Here is an 18574-nt window from a genome sequence, read left to right as displayed (position 1 = left end):
ACCCGATTGTTCGCACGAGCACGTCGACACCACCGCTCCGCCGCAGCGATCACCGGGCGGCGCGTGGCCGATCCGTCGGCCACCGCCCGGGAGCGGCCGGGAGGACGACGGTCGGCGGGCGCCCAGGGCGATGTGGAGGAGGTGCACCACCATGAGCGCGTTGCGCGGCGCACGGGAGGAGACGGTGGACCACATCGGCGTGCGTCCACTGGCGGAGGTGGAGCTGGCGCTCCGTGAGGTGGTGACCGACTCGTCCCGCCGGCGTTCCGATCCGTTCATCGAGGGCGCCTCGCAGGCTCTTCGGTGGGCCATGGCCCGGGAGGGCTCGGGGCCCGTCACGGGCGCTCGTGTGTACGGAGTGCCGGGTCTGGAGGCGCTCACGGCCGAGGTCGACGCGTCGGCGGTGCAACTCGACGATCCGAGCTGCTCCGACGATGCCAAGGCCTACACCTCGGGCGCGCACGACGCCCTTGCCTGGCTCTGCGGCCACACCGATCGGCAGCCATGAGCCACCCAGGGCAGAAGTAATGGTCAATCATGCCTACCGCCCCTATACTCCGGGGATGCAGTCCACGACGATCAGGCGTGCCACGGCACAGGACGCGGCACGCCTCACCGCACTGGTCCGGGGATCCGGCGCCTACCGGGGGACGTACGCCTCGATCATCTCCGGCTACCGGGTCACCGCCGACTACATCGCCCGCCACCGGGTCTTCGTCGCCGTGGACGCGACCGGGCGGGTCGTCGGCTTCTACGCGCTCGTGCTGGAGCCGCCGGAGCTCGACCTGGCCTTCGTGGCGGACGACGCGCAGGGCACGGGGGTCGGCCGTCTCCTCGTGCGGCACATGATCGCTCAGGCGAGGGAGGCGGGCCTCGCCGAGGTGCGGGTGGTGGCCCATCCCCCGGCCGAGGCGTTCTACCGGCGCATGGGCGCCGAGCGGGTGGGCACGGTCGCCCCGTCGCCGCCGAGGGTCACGTGGGAGCGCCCCGAGCTGCGGTTCACGACGGCCTGACGCGTGCGGGCCGGACACGCCGCCGGGGCCCGTGAGAGACCCCGACGGCAGCGGTCGTCCGGCTATCCGCAGCTCACGCGGGTGTCGCCGGAGTCGGTGGTGCAGGTGTCGCTGCCGGGTCCGCCGTCGGCCCGGTCGTTGCCGGAGACGCCGTCACGGGTGTCGAGGCGGTCGTCACCGTAGTGGCCGTACAGCGTGTCGCCGCCGGGGCCCGCGTTGAGCGTGTCGTGGCCGGAGCCACCGTTGAGGTAGTCGTTGCCCGAGCCGCCGTACACGGTGTCGTTGCCCGCGACGGCGTAGATGGTGTCATTGCCGCCGAGGGCGCAGATCACGTCGCTCCCGGAGGTCCCGTTGATCGTGTTGGCGCCGCTGGTGCCGACGATCGTGCAGCCGCGGAAGTTGTTGACGGAGGTGCTGACCGTGGCGGTGTTGTTGCCCGGGACGGGGTCGGACTGGGCGGCGGAGGCCGTGGCCGTGTCGGTGAGGGTCCCGGTGGCCGTGGGCTCGGCGACCACGGTCACGGTGGCGGAGGCCCCCGGTGCGAGCGTGCCGAGGGAGCAGGTGGCCCGGCCGGTCGTGAGGGAGCAGCTGCCCTGGGTCGGGGTGGCCGACAGCAGGACGGCCGGTCCGGAGAGGGTGTCGGTGAGCGAGACGTTCGTGGCCGACGTGTCGGTGCTCGTGTTGGTCACGCGGACGGTGTAGGTGGCCTGGGTGCCGAGGCTCACGGACGAGGGGCCGGTCTTGGTGACGGACAGGTTCGCGGTGGGCGTGGTCTCCGTACCGCCCAGGAACCGGGCCACGGCCCGGTCGTCGCCGCTCGTGCCGGCGGCGACGATTTTGCCGTCCGGCTGGAGGAGGACGGCGCGGGCCGAGTCGAAGAAGGTCTCGATGTCGGTGACGACCTTGCCGTCGCCGCCGCCGAAGGTGGTGTCCAGGTTGCCGTCGGACCGGTAGCGCACCAGGGCGAAGTCGGTGTCCGCGTCGCCGGCGCCGATGATCCTGCCGTCGGACTGCAGGGTGACGTCGTACGCCCTGCCGAAATTGACGAAGCTCGTGGTCACCCTGCCGTCCCCGCTGAAGTCCGGGTCGGGCGTGCCGTCGGGCAGGTAGCGGGCGAGCGCCCAGGTGAGGCCGCTGTACCCGGCGACGACGATGCGGCCGTCGGACTGCACCGCCACCCCCCGCCCCGAGTCCTCGCCGGCGAAGGAGGTGGTCACCGTGCCGTCGCCACCGAAGCCCGCGTCGAGGGTGCCGTCGGACCGGAACCGCGCCACCGCGAAGTCCGAGGCGAAGCTGGGGCCGGTGAACCCGGCCTCGCCCGCGGCGACGATGCCGCCGTCGGCCTGCCGGGCCACGTCGTACGCCGTGGCGCCGCCGCCCTCGAAGTCCGAGATCGCCCTGCCTCCGTCGCCGAAGCCCGGGTCGGGGCTGCCGTCGGGCAGGTAGCGGGCGACCGCGAACTGGAGGCCCCCGACGCCCGTGTTGCCCACGGCGACGATCGTGCCGTCGGGCTGCACCAGCACACCGTGGGCGTTGGAGCTGAAGCCCGCTCCGAAGTCGGTGAACACCCGGCCGCCGTCGCCGAATCCGGTGTCGAGGCTGCCGTCGCTGTTGAAGCGGGCCACGACGAACAGGGCGCGCGAGCCGTCGGGCGTGTCGCTGCTGCCCACCACGACGATCCTGCCGTCGCTCTGCAGCGCCCCCGCCTGCGCCACGTCGCCGAACTCGCTGAAGCTCGCGGTCGCCACGCCGTTGTCGCCGAAGGCGGTGTCCATGCTGCCGTCGGCGTTGTAGCGGACCAGCGCGAAGTCGCCGGGCCCCTCGAACGGGTAGACGGTGCCGATGGTGACCAGCTTGCCGTCGGACTGGAGCAGCACGTCCTGCGAGTCGTCGGTGGGCGCCAGGCTCGTGACGACCTTGCCGTCGCCGCTGAAGGTGAGGTCCAGGTCGCCGGGGGCGGCGAGGACCGAGCCGGGCAGGGCGACGAGGAGCGCGACGGCCGTGCCGGCCGCCGCGCAGGCCCGGCCCAGTCTTCGCCGCAGGCGGGGAAGGGAGCGGGGGATGAATCGGGTCATGCGGAACCTCGGTTCTCTGGAGTGACTGCCGAGCGTTTCTGGAGCGACCGCCGAGCGGCCTGGATCACCGGCACGGGATGGTAGGAGCGAGGATCGCGACCCACGGGCTCGTGCGCGCGAACACGCTGGGCCGTACCGCTGGACGGAGGTACGCCGCTACGGCATCGGACGCCACTGTGTGATCACCCGACAAAAAGGGGACATGCGTGCGAGGACACGCGCACGGGGGACGGGAGAAACGGTCATTCGCCGCGGGGGCGTCACCGGACCGCACGGCTGTGGCTACGGTGGAGCGACCAGGCGGTTACTCGGGGGTGGGTGAAGTGAGCGTGCTCGTCAGCGAGGAGCGCCATCCCGGCACACTGCCCGTGCAGCACATGGCCCTGGGGCACCACGCGTTCCTCTGTTACGACGGCGACTCGCCCGGCTGGGACGTACTCGCCGCGTTCGTGTGGACCGGCCTCGCCCGCGGTGAGAAGGTCATCGTCCTCGGACCGCCCGAGCTGACGGAGGCACAGGTGGCCGCACGGCTCCAGCAGGCACCCGGCCTGCTGGTCGCGTCCGGCTACGAGAGGGCGCAACTGGAGCTGAGCAGTATGCGGGAACTGATCATGCCCACGCGGACGTTCACGGCGGACCGGCAGTGGCAGCGCATCGTCGAGGAGACCGAGGCCGCCCGCGCCGAGGGGTACGCCGGGCTGCGGACGTACATCGACATGGGGTGGGTCGCCGCTCTGGGCGCCGACTTCGACACGATGATGGACCGCGAGCGGCGGGCCGGGCACCTCTTCGACAGCGGCTTCTACAGCGAGATCTGCGCCTACGACCGGCGGCGGTTCCCCGAGCCGGTCCTCGACGCGATGTGCCGGGCCCACCCGCAGAACCTGCTGCCCGCGCTGGGCGCGCTGCGCTGCCGGCGCGACGGTGCCACGCTGGCCGTCATCGGCGAGGCGGGTGCCGCGACGTACGAGCGGTTCGCCGAGGCGCTGGACGGGCTGCTGCGCGCGCCGCTGCCGGACGGCACCGCCACCGTCGACCTGCTGCGGGCCGGCTTCCTGGGCGCCGAGTGCGCCTCCGCGCTCGTCCGGGCACTGGACGGGGCCGGGGCCCGCCGTCCCTTACGGATCAGGTGTTCCGCGGGGCACGCTCTGCTGCTGCGGCGTCTGGGTGCCGACCCGTCCGTCCTCGACGTGGCGAGGTAGGCGCATGACCGTGGATCCGGCCGGGGGGACGCCCGGCACCGACGAGCACGTCCTGATGCGCCGCGCGTTCGACGGCGCGGACATCCCCGAACTGCGGGTACTGGTGGACAGTTACGCCGCGCTCGCGGGCCTGGCGGAACCGCGCCGCGGCGACTTCGTCGTGGCCGTGGACGCCGTGGCGGGGAACGCCGTGCGGCACGCGGGCGGGCGGGGCGTGCTGGTGCTCGCCAGGACGCCGAAGGAGCTGGAGTGCCGGGTCCGCGACCGCGGCCCGGGCTTCACCGAGGACGTCATCCCGCGGCTCGCGCCCGGCATCGACGGCGCCTGCCCGGGGCGGGGGCTGTGGTTGGCGCGGCTGATCACGGACCGGCTCACGGTCGCCCGTGAGCCGGTCGGTTCGACGGTGACGTTCGCGATGCGCCTGGACTGAGTCTCCACGACGCGCCCCGGGCCGGCCGCCTGCACAGGTTGAAGGAAGTACCGGTTCGTCAACCAGCGCCCGCACACATTGAGTTCAGAGGTTGTGCACAACAAGCCGCCGCTTCTGTGAGATGTCTTGACCACTCGTAGCCTCACTACTTAAATCACGTCTCAACTTAAGTAGTGAGACTCATCTGCGGTGCCTCGACCCCACCAAGGAGCACCATGCGCAGCGGCAGGTCCCCCATATCCGCCCGGACGCGGTACGTCCGTCTCCTCGCCTCCCTCACCGCCTGTGTCCTCGGCGCGGGCGCCCTGACCTTCGCGACCCCGGACAGCGCCCTGGCCGCCGGTGAGCGCGTCGACGTCTGGCTGACGACCACCTCGGACGCCGGCGGCAGGAACGTCACGCGCGGCCTCGCCCCGCAGCCGTCGTTCGCCTTCGGCCCGTCGGGCGGCAGCGCGAGCCACACCGTCATCGTCGACGAGGGCGTCACCTACCAGCGGTTCGAGGGCGGCGGCGCGTCCATCACCGACACGACCGCGTACCTGCTGCGGGGCGGGGCGATCAGCCCCGCCACCCGCGACACGGTCATGCGGAAGCTGTTCTCGCCGACGGAGGGCATCGGCCTGTCCTTCGTACGGAACCCGATCGGCGCGTCCGACCTGTCGCGGCCCGGCCACGTGTCGCTCGACGACACGTGCTGCGACCTCGGCGACTTCGGGGCCAACGGCTACGACACCGACGTCCGGCTGCTCACCGCGCAGGCCGAACGGCTCAACCCGGCGCTCCGGGTGAAGGGGGTGCCGTGGAGCGCGCCCGGCTGGATGAAGGACAACGGCCGCATGGACCGGATGGGCTGGCTCAAGTGGGAGTACTACCCGATGTACGCCCAGTACCTGGTGAAGTACGTGCAGAGCTACCGGGCGGCCGGGATCGAGGTCGACTACCTGTCGGTGCAGAACGAGCCGAACTGCTGCCATGCCTCCAACCCCACCGCGATGAACTACCCGGGCATGAATTGGAACCCGTCCGGCCTGGTGGAGTTCACCAAGAACCACGTATACCCGGCGTTCCGCGCCGCCGGGATCACCACCAAGGTGCTCGTGCACGACTGGAACTACGGCGACTACGCCGGGTTCGGTGCGGCGGTCCTCGGCGACGCCGGCGTGCGCGAGGACCCGCTCTTCGGGGGCATCGCCTGGCACGGCTACTCCGGGGACCCGTCGATCGGCACGCAGGTGCACGACCGGTACCCGGCGGTGCGGCAGTTCAGCACCGAGCACTCCGGCGGCACCTGGATCGCCGACCAGCACAACGAGGACCTGTCCGACATCGTCCGCTACGCCCGCAACTGGAGCGGCAGCCTGGTCAAGTGGAGCCTCGCGCTCAACCAGAACATGGGCCCGCACAACGGGGGCTGCGGCGTCTGCACCGGGCTGATCACGGTACAGGAGGGCGGCCCGCGCGCCGGGCAGGTCGACTACACCGTCGAGTACTACACGACCGGGCACCTGACGAAGTTCGTGAAGCCGGGCGCGTACCGGATCGCCTCCACCGCCAACAGCACGGTGCAGAACGTCGCCTGGCGCAACCCCGACGGTTCCAAGGCGCTGATCGCCCACAACGGGGGGACGAGCCCGCAGTCGCTGCGGGTGGACTGGGGCGACCAGTCGTTCGTCCACACCCTGCCCGCCCGCACCACCGCCACGTTCACCTGGGCCGGCACGCCCGGCGGCGCCGCGAGCAGCGGCACGCTGACGGGCCCGGCGGGCAAGTGCCTGGACGTGGCCGGGGCGGACACCGCCGACGGCACCGCCGTACAGCTGTACTCCTGCAACGGCACCGCCGCCCAGCGCTGGACGCTCGCGGCCGACAGCTCCGTCCGGGCACTCGGCAAGTGCCTCGACGTCGCCGGGGGTTCGACGGCCGACGGCGCCCCGGTCCAGCTGTACACGTGCAACGGCACGGGGGCGCAGCGCTGGTCGTACGACGCCTCGACGCACGACCTGGTCAACACCGCGGCCGGCAAGTGCCTGGACGTCAGGGACCAGTCCTCCGCCGACGGCGCACGCGCCCAGATCTGGTCGTGCACCGGCGGCGCCAACCAGAAGTGGACCTTCCACCGCTCGTAGCGCGAGCGCGTGGCCCACACACGTGCCGCGCCGCTCGTCGACCGGACGCGCGGCGCCCGCTCGCCCGCGCCGTCCGCGTACGTCACCCATCCACCCCACCGGCCACCGAAGGAGCCGTATGCACCGTCGACATCCGCGCAGGAGAACGAGCACCGCCGTCCTCGCGGCCGCAGCCGTCCTGGGCGCCCTGCTCACCGGCGCCGCGCCCGGCGCCGCCGCCGACGAGCCGGCGCCCGTCGCCGTGGACCGTTTCGAGGGCGAGGTCCCGTTCGCGGACCCGCCCGCGGACGGGATCTTCACCTGGGGCAGCGACGCCGACGACCGGCCCGGCCTGACGATCACGGCGCGGCCGGACGCGCCCGAGGGCGGCAAGGTCCTCGAAGGCAGTTACCACATCAGTGGCTGGGGCGGTTTCAGCCATGAGTTCGCCACCGACCGGCCCGCCCACGACTGGAGCCGCCACCGGGGCGTGCGCTTCTGGTGGTACGGGCAGAACACCGCTCCGCTGCCGCCCGGTTCCGGCCGGCGCGTCCACTTCGAGATCAAGGACGGCGGCACGAGCGGCGGGGCGTCCGAGCTGTGGACGACGTCCTTCACCGACGACTGGTCGGGCTGGCACCTCGTCGAACTGCCCTTCACCACCTTTCAGTACCGCACCGACTACCAGCCGGTGGGCGGCATCGACCAGGTCCTCGGCCTGAAGGAGATGTGGGGGTACGCCGTCACGCTGCCGCCGGGCGCGCCCGGCACCTTCGCCGTCGACGGCCTGGAGCTGTACGGACAGGCCGACCCGGCCCTCAGCGCCTCGGTCGTCGCCGGCGCGGCCGTCCATCCGGTGGACGAGGGCGGCGCCGCGCGGGTCGACGTCTCCGTGGCCACCACGGGGTCCCGCCCGCTGGACGCGCCCGTGACCGTGGCGTACGGCACCGAAGGCGGCACCGCCCGGCCGGGCGAGGACTACACGCCCGTCTCCGGCACCTTCACCTTCCCGGCGGGCACCCCCTCCGGCGCGACCCGCACGATCGTCGTGCGCACGCGCGAGGACGGTGCGGCGGAGCCCGCCGAGACCGTCCCGGTCCGGCTCACCGTCACCGGCGCGAAGGCTCCGGCCGAGCAGCCGCAGGTCGTCGTGAACGCCCACGGGCTGCCGTATCTGGACGCGCGGCTCCCGGTGCGCAAGCGCGTGGCCGACCTGCTGTCGCGGATGACCCTCGCGGAGAAGGCCGGCCAGATGACGCAGGCCGAGCGGGGCGCGCTGCGCTCGCAGGGCGACATCGCCGCGTACGGCCTGGGTTCGCTGCTGTCCGGCGGCGGCTCGGTGCCGAACCCGAACACGCCCGAGTCCTGGGCGCGGATGATCGACGCGTATCAACTGCGCGCACGGGCCACCCGGTTCCAGATCCCGCTGATCTACGGCGTGGACGCGGTGCACGGCCACAACAACGTGGTCGGCTCCACGATCATGCCGCACAACATCGGCATCGGCGCGGGCCGTGACCCGGACCTGGCCCGCAGGGCGGGCGCCGTCACGGCGAAGGAGGTCCGCGCGACCGGCATCCCCTGGGACTTCGCCCCGTGCCTGTGCGTCACGCGCGACGAGCGCTGGGGCCGCTCGTACGAGGCGTTCGGCGAGGACCCCGCGCTGGTCACCGCCATGGAGACCGTCATCGAGGGGATGCAGGGCGCCGCGTCGGGCAAGGACCTGTCCCGCAACGACAAGGTGCTCACCAGCGCCAAGCACTTCGTCGGCGACGGCGGCACCGCGTTCGGGTCGTCGGCCACCGGCTCGTACACCATCGACCAGGGCGTCACCAAGGTGACCCGGGAGGAGCTGGAGGCGGTGCACCTGGCGCCGTTCGCCGAGGCCGTCAAGCGCGGCACCGGCACGGTGATGCCCTCGTACTCCTCGCTCGACGTCATCGGCGACGACGCGGGCCCGGTGAAGATGCACGCCAACGCCGCCATGATCAACGGTGTGCTCAAGGGCCGCATGGGGTTCGACGGCTTCGTGATCAGCGACTGGCAGGCCATCGACCAGATCCCCGGCGACTATCCCAGTGACGTCCGCACGTCCGTCAACGCCGGCCTCGACATGATCATGGTGCCGACCGACTACCCCGGTTTCGTCACGGCCCTGAAGGACGAGGTGACGGCCGGCCGGATCGGCGGGGCCCGCATCGACGACGCCGTGTCCCGGATCCTCACCCAGAAGTTCCGGCTGGGGCTGTTCGAGAAGCCGTACGCCGACACCACCCACCTGGAGGAGATCGGCTCGCCGGCGCACCGGGCCGTGGCGCGCGAGGCCGCCGCCACATCGCAGGTGCTGCTGAAGAACGAGGGCGCGCTGCTGCCGCTGCGGCCGTCCCAGAAGGTGTACGTGGCCGGGTCGAACGCCGACGACCTCGGCAACCAGTCCGGTGGCTGGACGATCAGCTGGCAGGGCTCATCGGGGCGGATCACCACCGGGACGACGATCCTGGAGGGCATGAGGAAGGCGGCTCCCGGGGCGGACATCACGTACTCGAAGGACGCCTCGGCGCCGACCGCGGGACATGACGTCGGTGTGGTCGTCGTCGGCGAGACGCCGTACGCGGAGGGCGTGGGTGATGTCGGCAACGGGCACGACCTGGAGCTGTCCGCGGCCGACAAGGCGGCCGTCGACAGGGTCTGCGCCGCGATGGAGTGCGCCGTCCTGATCGTCTCCGGGCGGCCGCAGCTGATCGGCGACCGGCTCGGCGCCGTCGACGCGCTCGTCGCCTCCTGGCTCCCGGGCACCGAGGGCGACGGGGTCGCCGACGTGCTCTACGGCAAGCGGCCGTTCACCGGCCAGCTGCCGGTGACGTGGCCCCGGTCCGAGGCACAACTCCCGGTGAACGTCGGGGACTCGGTGTACGACCCGCAGTTCCCCTACGGCTGGGGCCTGACCACCCTGACGAAGCCGGCCGCGGGCGGGGAGGCCGCGCTCAGGGCCGTCGCCGCGGCCGCGCGCGTCCTGGAGGCGACGGGACAGGAGGACTCCCGTGTGGCGAGGGACCTGGTCGCGAGGGCCCGCCTGATCGTCCAGGAGCGGATCGGCACGGACATGACGGCCGCGGTGGCGAAGCCGTTCGCCGAGGCCGAGCACCTGCGGCTCACCGGTGACCTGTCGGGGGCGGTCGCCCGGCTGACCGCCGCGTACCGGGCAGCGGGCTGAGGCTCCGCGCCGCGCGGCCGGTTCAGGTCAGTACGCGCCCCCGGATGGCCGCCTGCCATCCGGGGGCGGCGGCTTCCCGGGCCGGCTGCTCCGGCCTGCCCCCGGTGTCGAGCAGTCCGGCCAGGGGCAGGGTCGCCGCTCCGACGGTCACCGCGTCGGGGCCCAGCGCGCCGAGCCCGATGGTGACGCGTGCGGCGGGATACGCCATCGAATAGGCGAGGGCGTGCGCGCGGACGTCGGCGAGGAAACGCGCCCCGAGCCGCAGTCCCGCCCATCCGCCGACCAGGACGCGTTCGGGCTGGAAGAGGTTGATGAGCCCGGAAAGGCCGGCCCCGAGGTACTCGGCGGTCCGCGCGAGCACCGCGGCCGCCGCCGGGTCCGGGTCGCCGCCGGCGGCGGGGAAGGCGGCGTCGGCCAGCGCGCCGAGGGCCGTCTCCTCGTCGGCGCCCGCCGGGACACGCCCGCCCGCCTCCCGCCACCGCTCGATCAGGGCGGCCGCGCCCGCGTAGGCCTCCAGGCAGCCGGGCGCGCCGCAACGGCAGCGTCGGCCGCCGACGGCGATCGTGAGGTGTCCCCACTCCAGGGCCCTGCCCTGCCGCGCCACGTCCGTGACGAGGCACGCGCCCACCCCGGAGCCGAGGAGGACCACGGCCGCGCTCGCGGCGCCGCGGCCGGCTCCGAACCACATCTCCGCCTGCCCGAGCGTCCTCGCGCCGTTCTCGATGAGGAAGGGCACGCCGGAGGGTAGCCCGCAGGCCGCGCGGAGGCGCTGTTCCAGGGGTACGGCGTCCCAGCCGATCGTCTGACCGTGGACCACGGCGCCCTGCCCGGCGGCGGCCGCCACGATGCCGGGCACCCCGACGCCGACGCCGGCCAGGCGGTCGGGGGTGACTCCGGCCTGCCGCAGCACGTCGTGGACGCCGTCGCGCACGTGCCCCACGACGTGGTCGACGTCGTACTCGTCGCCCGTCACGGGGGTTTCCCTGCGGGCGAGTTCGGTGAGGGCGAGGTCGAACAGCTCGACCCTGACGCGGGTCTCCCCCACGTCGACGCCGATCAGGTACCCGGCGGCCGGGGCGACGCGCAGGAGGATGCGGGGGCGGCCGCCGTCCGAGTCGACGCTCCCGGCCTCCTCGACGAGGCCGTCGGCGAGGAGGTCGCCGACGACGTTGCTGATGGTCCCGGAGCTGAGCCCCGTCGCGGGGCCGAGGGTCTGGCGGCTCATGGGCCCGTCGAAGTAGAGCCGCCGCAGGACGGCCGCGCGGTTGCTGCGGCGCAGGTCGTTGACCGTACGCCCCGATCTTGCCGCCATGTGTCGCCCCTCCGGCCGCCCGGGATGCACGGGCTGCGGTGTGGTTCCGGCCGTTCGTTACCTCGGCGGAAGCTTAACTCGCGTCCTGATTCAAGCCGTGAGAGGCGAGAGGCGTGGGGCGACGGACACCCCGTCCGGAGCGGGGGGCCGCCCCGGCTGCCCGGCGGCGGCGCGCGAGCGGGCCGTCGTATCCGGCGGGAGGAGCCTGCCGAGCCCGGGTCGGCCGCACGCCCAGCACCGCCGGGCGTGCCCGAAGCGGGGGCCCGGCGGGGCCGTTTCTGCCCTGCTCAGACGAGATGCCGCGCGGAGCTGACCCTTGCCCGGCTGCGCACGGGTGGGCCGCCGCTGTCGGCGGTGCCGCCTCCGCTCCCGCCACCCGCTCCGCCACCACCGCACATCGCACCCCATGACGGCCGCGTCCTGACGGCCTCCAACGGGCAGGCTCACTTCGGGAGTTGTGTCACGCGGGAGGCGTCGGGCGTCGAGGAGGACGGGGGACGACGGGATGACGAAGCGTGCCGGTGGACGTCCGGGGCGGCAGACGCTGGTCGTGGGGCGGCGGTTCGCCGCCACGGCGCTGGGGGTGTGGGTCGCCTGCCTCCTCGTCGTCGACTTCCGGCTGACGGGGTCGGCCGCCCGGCAGCCGGCCGCCGTGGCGCTCACGGCGGCTGTGGCCACCGCGGTGGTGCTGGTCGTCACGTGGCCCGCCGGACGGCTGCTGCGGAAGGCGGCGGTGAAGGCCCAGCGGGGAATGGCGCGCGAGCCGGACTGGAACGCCTCCGAATGGGAGTTCTTCGCGCCGATGCGGCGCTACATGGTGATCATGACGCTGAGCATCCTGCTCCAGCTGGTGGCCGACACGGTGGTGTTCCTGCTCGGGCTGTGGGCGGGCGTACGGCTCTCCGCGGAGGCCGGGCTGCCCGTGGAGCTGTCGGGGCAGGCGCCGACCGTGGTGGCCGGTGTCGTCGCGGGGGCCGTGGCGTCGGCCGCCCTCGCGGTGTTCGGCCTGTTCCTGAAGCGCTCCGCGGCGGCGGCCAGGGGTGCGCTCGCGGGGGTCGTCCTGGGCGTGGCCGGGGTCGCGCTCGCGGCGTGGCTCCTGGACGGCGTCCGGCTCGGTGCCGCGCCGCTGTGGCAGCAGGTGCTGCTTCTGGTCGCGGTGGTGTGCGTCATGCGCCTGGCGCCGCGGTTCACGCTGACGCTGCCCGTGCCCGGCCTGGCGTCGCTGGTGCTGGTGTCGATCCGGGCCCTGGTGCTGTGGGCGGTCCTCCAGGCGGTGCCCTTCATGGAGCCGCGGCTGTACGTCGACGGCTTCTGGCCGCTGGTGGGGGTGGCGGCGTTCGTCTGGGTCGTGGAGTGGCCGACGCGCCTGGCAGAGGCCCGCGGCGAGGCCGCCACGCGGCAGCCGGAACCGATCGACCCGTTCCCGCCGGGGCACATGTTCCCGCAGGGACCGTACTACTGACGGGGTGTGACGGGCAGGAACGGAGCCAGCGCCTCCCGCACGTCGGCGGGGAGGCGGGCGATGTCGGCCGGGGTGGCGAACCGGTGGTCGGCGTAGTCGAAGCCGGGGGTGACGACCTCCACGACCAGGGCGTAGGGCGCGCCGTCGATGAGCTGGGAGGCCTTCCACACCTCACCGGGGACGGCGAGGAAGTGGCGCGTGCCCGCCTGGAGCGTGACCCGTTCCAGCGTGCCGTCCGGGGTGAGGGTGACGTACTCGACGGGGCCGCCGTCGATGAGGAAGTGCAGGATGTCGCTGCGGTTGCGGTGCAGCCGCCCGCGCGGTTCCTCCCGCGTGAGCAGGTAGTGGATCGAACTCGCGACCGGGCGCGGACCCGCCGGTGTCGTGGTGGTGCGGGGGCTGGTGTAGATCCGCTGGAAGTACCCGCCCTCGGGATGCGGCTCCAGCCCGAGCTGCCGCTTCCAGTCCCGCATGCCGCCACCTCGCTGAGCTCGCCCCTGCCGACACCCTACGCGCCGACCGTACGGTGGCCGGGGAAGCGGGTGCCGTTCCGTGCGCATGGAGTTCCGGCGGTCGTACGTCGCCGTGGCACGGCGCGCGGTGCGCCTGTCGCCCGGTCCTGAGGGCCACGGCGCGCGGGCACACGCACGCGGCCCTCGTTTCGCCTCGGGCGACTGCCCTCAGTCGACCGTCACCTTCACGATGCGGCCCGAGGCCTCCGTGATGAAGAGGGTGCGGCGCGGGTCGTGGCCGGGGAAGGCGAGCGGGACGCGGACGCTGCAGGGCATGCGCAGGCCCGAGGCCAGGACGCAGGAGCGGCCGGTGGCCGGGTCGACGCGGAGGAGTTCCCCGGTGCGGAAGGCGGCGACGACCAGGGCGCCGTCGAAGGACGTGAGGTCGTCCAGGACCTTGGCGTGGAGGGGGTTCGGGGTCAGTTCGGCGACCGTGGTGTGGCGAGCCGGGTCCGCCAGCGGGATGCGGACGACCGGCGACGCGGTGCTGGAGATGACGCTCGCGTAGAGCTGGTCGCCGACGATTTCCAGGCCGTTGGTGCCGAAGACGGAGGCGGCACCGGTCCACTGCTCGTCCCGGGTGCCGTCCGGGCGGATCTTGAGGACCCCGGTGGCGAGTTCACGGCTGACGTAGAAGTTGCCCTGAGGGTCGATCGCGAGGCCGTTGATGCCGGAGAGACCCGAGACGACCGTCTCGGGCTCCGGGTGAGCGGCGCGCGGATCGAACCGAACGATGCCCGCGCCGCCGCTGAGCGGCGAAGTGAACGGGTTCACGCCGAAGTTGACGTACATGAAGCCGTCCGGGCCGCGCCGGATGCCGCCGGGGCCGTTCACCGGCACGGTGGTCCTGAGCGTGCCGTCGGGGCCGTAGCCCTCGACCCGGCCGGCCGTGATGTGCGCGACCCAGAGGGTGCCGTGGCCGTCGAACTCCAGGTTCTCCCGCCAGTCCAGGAGGGGTACCGCGCCCTGCCGGAACACCTCGGTGGTCACGCGCCGCCCGCACGCCTCCAGTGCCGCGGTCGCCGGCGGCGGGGCGGCGGTCGCGGGTGGCTGGGCGAGGGCCGTCAGCAGCAGCGACAGCAGGCCCGCCACCAGGCCGCGCCTCGTCGGGGTCATGGTGTGTCTCCCTCCGTGGACGTCGTGGACGTCAGCGGGACGTCATCGGCGACCCTAGCCCGGATGTCGAATCAGGTTCTAGAAGGGTTTTTCAGACAGGTGTGTTCGGTGAACGGCCGGGCCGCCCGCCCCGTAGGAGAGGAGGCACATCCTCGCCGTACGAAGGAGAGCCTCGATCGTGTTGCGCTCCAGGGGACTGATCAGGGTCGACTACCCGCGCCGGGGGCGGCGCGGGTACGCGCGGTTCCTGCCGTCGTGGCGGCAGCTCGCCGCCCTGTTCCTGCTGTCCGTGACCGGGGTCGCCGGTCTGGTCGGCTGGTTCTACGTCACGACGCCCATCCCCGACGCGAACGCGGAGGCCCGGTCGGAGGCCACCGTCTACCTGTGGGCCGACGGCACGCAGATGGCGAGCGTCGGCCCGGTCAACCGGCAGAACGTGCCCCTGTCCGACGTCCCGCCGTCCCTCCAGAACGCCGTGATCGCCACCGAGAACGCCACGTTCTACACCGACCCCGGCTTCTCCGTGCGCGGCCTGGCACGCGCGGCGGTCGCCATGGCGCGGGGCGGCGAGGTGCAGGGCGGCTCCACGATCACCCAGCAGTACGTGAAGAACACCTTCCTCACACAGGAGCAGACGCTGACGCGCAAGTTCCGCGAACTGTGCCTGGCGGTCAAGCTGTCGCGGACACTGTCCAAGGAGGAGATCCTCCAGGGCTACCTCAACACCAGCTGGTTCGGCCGGAACGCCTACGGGGTGCAGGCCGCGGCGGTCGCCTACTACGGCACCGACGTCCACGACCTCGACCCGTCCCGGGGCGCCCTGCTGGCCGCGCTGCTCAAGGGCGGGGACCTGTACGACCCGGCGCTGGGCGAGGCGCACCGGCGCCGGGCGGAGGCGCGGTGGCGGTACGTCCTGGACCGGCAGGTGGAGCTCGGGCTCATGACACGTGCCGAGCGCGCCTCGTACACCGTGTTCCCGGAACCGCGGCCGCGAGCGGCGGCCGGCGACCTGGCGGGGCAGACCGGCTACCTGGTGGACGCGGCCAACAAGGACCTGCGCAACCGCATGGGGCTGACCGCGGAGGACTTGGGCCGCGGCGGCTTCCGGGTGCGGACGACGTTCGACCGCGTCGAGGTCGAACGGCTGCGGCGGGCCGTGGAGGGCGTGACGGGCGGGGTCGACGGCGCCGGCGCCGCTGGTGGCCCGGAGGGCGCTGACGGCGCCGGCGCGCCGGGCGAGGGCGGCGTGCGGGCGCCGGGGGTTTCGCCCGCGGCTTCCTCCGGAGCCTCCGACCCCGACCTGCAGGTCGGCGCGGCCGCCGTCCGGCCCGCCGACGGTGCCGTGCTGGCGCTGTACGGCGGCCCGGACGCCACCCGGCACTTCAGCAACAACGCCGACACGGCCGGCGTCCCGGTCGGCTCGGCGTTCACGCCGTTCGTCATGGCGGCCGCCCTCCGGCACGGAGCGGGCGACGGCGGCGGCCCGGAGGACGGCGCGCCGGCGCTGCGCCGCGCGCTGGTGCGGGGCGATCAGGAGATGTTCCGCCGGCTGGGCGCGGACGTCGGCCCGAGCCGGGTGCGCGACCTCGCGGTCGACAGCGGGCTGCTGCCGCGCAGCCTGGCCGCGCCGGACCCGTCGTTCGCGACGGGGACGTCCACGCCGAGCGCCATCCGCATGGCGGGGGCGTACGCCACGTTCGCCGGGGGTGGCCGGCGGACGGAGCCGCACTCGGTGACCGAGGTGAGCTATCAGGGCGCACGTCTGGACCGGCTCGAACGGCCGACCGCCCGGCAGGTGCTGGAGCCGGACGTGGCCCGGGAGGTCTCGCGGGCGCTGCGGGACGTGGCCGTGGACGCCGTGGACCCGGAGACGCTGAGCGCGCTGGGGCCGATCGCGGCGGGGCGTACGGATGCGGGCGACCGGCTGCCGGCGGCGTGGTTCGTCGGCTACGGCGAGGGGCTTTCGACGGCGGTGACCGTGTTCCGCAGCAGGTCCGGCGACGGCGGGCTGCTGCCGCTCGACGAGGCGGCCGAGGACGGCTCGCGGCAGCGGCAGGCCGACGCGCTGTCCCAGCGGGTGTGGTCCTCGTACATGAAGGCGGGCGGCGGCCAGGGCACGGACTGAGAACGTTGACGGGCGGTCGGCGGGGTTCACACCGCCGACCGCCCGGCCTTCGGTAAAACCGTGGGAGGTCGCGAAATCAGGCGAATCACGTCAGTGCTTGAGCGTGTCCTTGGCCTTCTGTCCTGTCTGCTTGGCGTCGCCCTCGACCTGCTCCGCCCGTCCCTTGATTTCGAGGCTCTCGTTGCCGACAGCCCTGCCGGTGACCTCCTTGGCCTTGCCCTTGGCGGTCTTTCCGATGTTCTTTGCCTTCTTTCCGGCAGCCATAAGGAACCTCCAGTACGGATTCCACGCGGCGGCGGTTCTGCCACGGGCGCGGAAATCGTTCACATTTCTGCTTCCCCCGTCCGGAACAATTACTCCGGAATTTCCTGGGGGGGTATCGATCAGGGAGGCAGAAGGGTGCCGAGGGGTCCCAGGTCGAGATTGAGGTCCTCCAGCGTGAGGTCGTAGCGCTCGCACAGTTCGGCCATCCGGTCGTGCAGGACCATCAGCGTGAGGCCGAGCCTCTCCTCCTGCTCCTCGGTGAGATCACCCTGGTCGACCCGGTGGAGGGCCTGCCGCTCCATGAGCTGGCGCAGCAGCTCCACGATCGTCAGGACGAGCTTGAGGAGGTCGCGTTCCACGGTCTCGGGATCGGTCCGGAGGCGCCGTGCCGCGCCGCCCCGCCCCCGGCTGCCGTCGAACGGCGAGACCTCGTCGGCGCGGGCCGGCAGCAGGGAGAAGGCGCGCCGAGCGGCGTCGGCCACCTCCCGCCGGCGGTCGACGTCCGGGCGGCCGAGGCCCGGGGCGGCGACCACCGGGCGGTCGCCGTCGTCGGGGCGGTGGGCGTCAGGCCGGTCCGAGGGGACGGACACGGTCGCCTCCCTCCGTTTCCACGGTCGCTTCCGGCACCAGGGGCGTCAGCGCCCACGCGTCGCCGCCCACGGCGACGATGACGGCACGCAGCGAGATCCGCACCAGATCGACGTCCGCGATCGACAGGACGAGGTCACCGGTCAGCACGACACCGCCGCTCAGCAGCCGGTCCAGCAGGTCGATCAGGGCCACCTGCCGCCCGGGGAGCCCGGACACGTCCCGCGCCGTCACGGCTGTCCCGCCCCTTCCGGCTCCTCCGGTCCGGACAGGGTGGCGAAGGAGTACGGAGCCCACGGCCCCGTGATCTCCACGCGCACTCCCGGCAGGCCCTCCGCCGACCGCAGCACCCGCGCGCGGAAGTCACCGGAACGGCCGGCGGGTACGAGGTAGGCGTCATTGGCGACGTTCTCGCCGGCGCCGACGGCGAGCCGTCCCTGCTGCGGACGGTGGCGCGCATGCGCCAGGGCCAGCTCGCCCGCCTCGGCCTCGATCCGGCGTACGGCTTCGGCGGCGGCCGACCACGTCGCCTCCCGCGCGTGGTGCTGCTGCCGGCGGCGTCGCAGGTAGGCCCGCCCCGGATCGGGTTCGTCCGCCGGGGCGGCCTGCGAGGAGGCGGGGTCCCCGGAGTCGCCCGGTGGCTCCGCGTAGACCTTGACCCCCCACTCCACGCTGTCGGCGAGCCGGTCCAGCATCCTCGTGAACGTCTCCTCCCCCTGGCGCAGGACGTCACGGACCCGCGCGTCGTCGAGATAGACCGTCGCCAGACGCAGGGGCAGGACCGTGGTGTGCGCGGCCAGGACCTCGACGACCGAGTGGTGAGCCCTTGCCACCGCTTCCAGCCAGTCGAGGTCCTCCAGGTGCACCTTCAGGGCCGCTTCCGAGTAGCCGGCCTCCGGTACGGAGCTGACCGCGGCCGCCACCCCGCCGGCCCGCAGGAGCCGCACGGGCCCGCCCGCGACGCCGCTGACGCCCCGCAGGGCGCGCTGCTCCAGCACATCGACCGGGCGTACCACGGCGTACGCGTAGCTCAGCTGTCCGTCCATGGCGTCAACTCCGCCGCTCCTCGTCCCGGGTGGCCGGTTCACGCCTCCTCGTCCTCGGCCCGGCGGCCCCGCGCCGTTCGCCACGTGTGCCGTCGTCCGTGCGGGCGCCG

At 73.3% G+C, this 18574-nt stretch carries 16 protein-coding genes; 8 read left to right on the top strand and 8 right to left on the bottom strand.

Annotated features, from left to right (window positions below; translation table 11 throughout):
• Positions 1-151: 151 nt before the first annotated feature.
• Positions 152-508: a hypothetical protein gene (locus ABEB09_RS31960; protein WP_345693397.1), complete on the top strand. Its 357-nt coding sequence runs from the start codon at positions 152-154 to the stop codon at positions 506-508.
• Positions 509-563: 55 nt separating this feature from the next.
• Complete coding sequence (locus tag ABEB09_RS31955; protein WP_345693396.1) at positions 564-1013, top strand: GNAT family N-acetyltransferase; 450 nt, start codon at positions 564-566, stop codon at positions 1011-1013.
• A 62-nt stretch (positions 1014-1075) separates the two neighbouring features.
• On the opposite strand, the gene ABEB09_RS31950 is transcribed toward ABEB09_RS31955, so the two are convergent.
• Positions 1076-3088: a calcium-binding protein gene (locus ABEB09_RS31950; protein WP_345693395.1), complete on the bottom strand. Its 2013-nt coding sequence runs from the start codon at positions 3086-3088 to the stop codon at positions 1076-1078.
• Positions 3089-3411: 323 nt separating this feature from the next.
• On the opposite strand from ABEB09_RS31950, the gene ABEB09_RS31945 reads away from it, so the two are divergent.
• The 4 genes from ABEB09_RS31945 (at position 3412) to ABEB09_RS31930 (ending at position 10039) form a co-directional block, all read left to right on the top strand.
• The gene (locus ABEB09_RS31945; RefSeq protein WP_345693394.1) at positions 3412-4290 is read left to right on the top strand and encodes an MEDS domain-containing protein; all 879 of its coding nucleotides are present in this window, start codon (positions 3412-3414) and stop codon (positions 4288-4290) included.
• A 4-nt stretch (positions 4291-4294) separates the two neighbouring features.
• A complete protein-coding gene (locus ABEB09_RS31940) occupies positions 4295-4720 on the top strand; it encodes an ATP-binding protein (protein ID WP_345693393.1) in 426 nt (141 codons plus the stop codon).
• Between the two features lie 215 nt (positions 4721-4935).
• Positions 4936-6846: a lectin gene (locus tag ABEB09_RS31935; protein ID WP_345693392.1), complete on the top strand. Its 1911-nt coding sequence runs from the start codon at positions 4936-4938 to the stop codon at positions 6844-6846.
• Between the two features lie 118 nt (positions 6847-6964).
• Positions 6965-10039, top strand: coding sequence for a glycoside hydrolase family 3 protein (locus tag ABEB09_RS31930; RefSeq protein WP_345693391.1), 3075 nt, complete (start codon positions 6965-6967; stop codon positions 10037-10039).
• A 22-nt stretch (positions 10040-10061) separates the two neighbouring features.
• Here the strand turns inward: ABEB09_RS31930 and ABEB09_RS31925 are convergent, their stop codons facing one another.
• Complete coding sequence (locus ABEB09_RS31925) at positions 10062-11351, bottom strand: ROK family transcriptional regulator (protein ID WP_345693390.1); 1290 nt, start codon at positions 11349-11351, stop codon at positions 10062-10064.
• Positions 11352-11856: 505 nt separating this feature from the next.
• Here ABEB09_RS31925 and ABEB09_RS31920 point away from each other — a divergent pair.
• Positions 11857-12813: a hypothetical protein gene (locus ABEB09_RS31920; protein WP_345693389.1), complete on the top strand. Its 957-nt coding sequence runs from the start codon at positions 11857-11859 to the stop codon at positions 12811-12813.
• Here ABEB09_RS31920 and ABEB09_RS31915 read toward each other — a convergent pair.
• Together ABEB09_RS31915 and ABEB09_RS31910 are read right to left on the bottom strand one after the other, a co-directional pair.
• Positions 12807-13286 carry a cupin domain-containing protein gene (locus ABEB09_RS31915; RefSeq protein WP_345693388.1) on the bottom strand — a complete coding sequence of 160 codons (480 nt, stop codon included), beginning with the start codon at positions 13284-13286 and terminating at the stop codon, positions 12807-12809. The genes ABEB09_RS31920 and ABEB09_RS31915 overlap by 7 nt on opposite strands.
• A 207-nt stretch (positions 13287-13493) precedes the next feature.
• Positions 13494-14441 carry an SMP-30/gluconolactonase/LRE family protein gene (locus ABEB09_RS31910; protein WP_345693387.1) on the bottom strand — a complete coding sequence of 316 codons (948 nt, stop codon included), beginning with the start codon at positions 14439-14441 and terminating at the stop codon, positions 13494-13496.
• A gap of 178 nt (positions 14442-14619) precedes the next feature.
• Between ABEB09_RS31910 and ABEB09_RS31905 the strand changes: the two genes are divergently transcribed.
• Positions 14620-16566, top strand: coding sequence for a transglycosylase domain-containing protein (locus tag ABEB09_RS31905; protein WP_345693386.1), 1947 nt, complete (start codon positions 14620-14622; stop codon positions 16564-16566).
• Positions 16567-16656: 90 nt separating this feature from the next.
• On the opposite strand, the gene ABEB09_RS31900 is transcribed toward ABEB09_RS31905, so the two are convergent.
• The 4 genes from ABEB09_RS31900 to ABEB09_RS31885 all read right to left on the bottom strand — a co-directional run bounded on the left by ABEB09_RS31900 (position 16657) and on the right by ABEB09_RS31885 (position 18464).
• Positions 16657-16830, bottom strand: coding sequence for a CsbD family protein (locus ABEB09_RS31900; RefSeq protein WP_345693385.1), 174 nt, complete (start codon positions 16828-16830; stop codon positions 16657-16659).
• Between the two features lie 119 nt (positions 16831-16949).
• Complete coding sequence (locus tag ABEB09_RS31895) at positions 16950-17363, bottom strand: gas vesicle protein K (protein WP_345694157.1); 414 nt, start codon at positions 17361-17363, stop codon at positions 16950-16952.
• Between the two features lie 31 nt (positions 17364-17394).
• Complete coding sequence (locus tag ABEB09_RS31890; protein WP_345693384.1) at positions 17395-17652, bottom strand: gas vesicle protein; 258 nt, start codon at positions 17650-17652, stop codon at positions 17395-17397.
• A complete protein-coding gene (locus ABEB09_RS31885) occupies positions 17649-18464 on the bottom strand; it encodes a GvpL/GvpF family gas vesicle protein (RefSeq protein ID WP_345693383.1) in 816 nt (271 codons plus the stop codon). The genes ABEB09_RS31890 and ABEB09_RS31885 overlap by 4 nt, the downstream gene beginning before the upstream one ends.
• Between the last annotated feature and the right edge of the window lie 110 nt (positions 18465-18574).

The sequence above is a fragment of the Streptomyces coeruleoprunus genome (genome assembly GCF_039542925.1).
Classification (GTDB): Bacteria; Actinomycetota; Actinomycetes; order Streptomycetales; family Streptomycetaceae; genus Streptomyces; species Streptomyces coeruleoprunus.
Note: the sequence above shows the minus strand (reverse complement) of the source record. Positions and strands in the feature narration are given on the sequence as shown.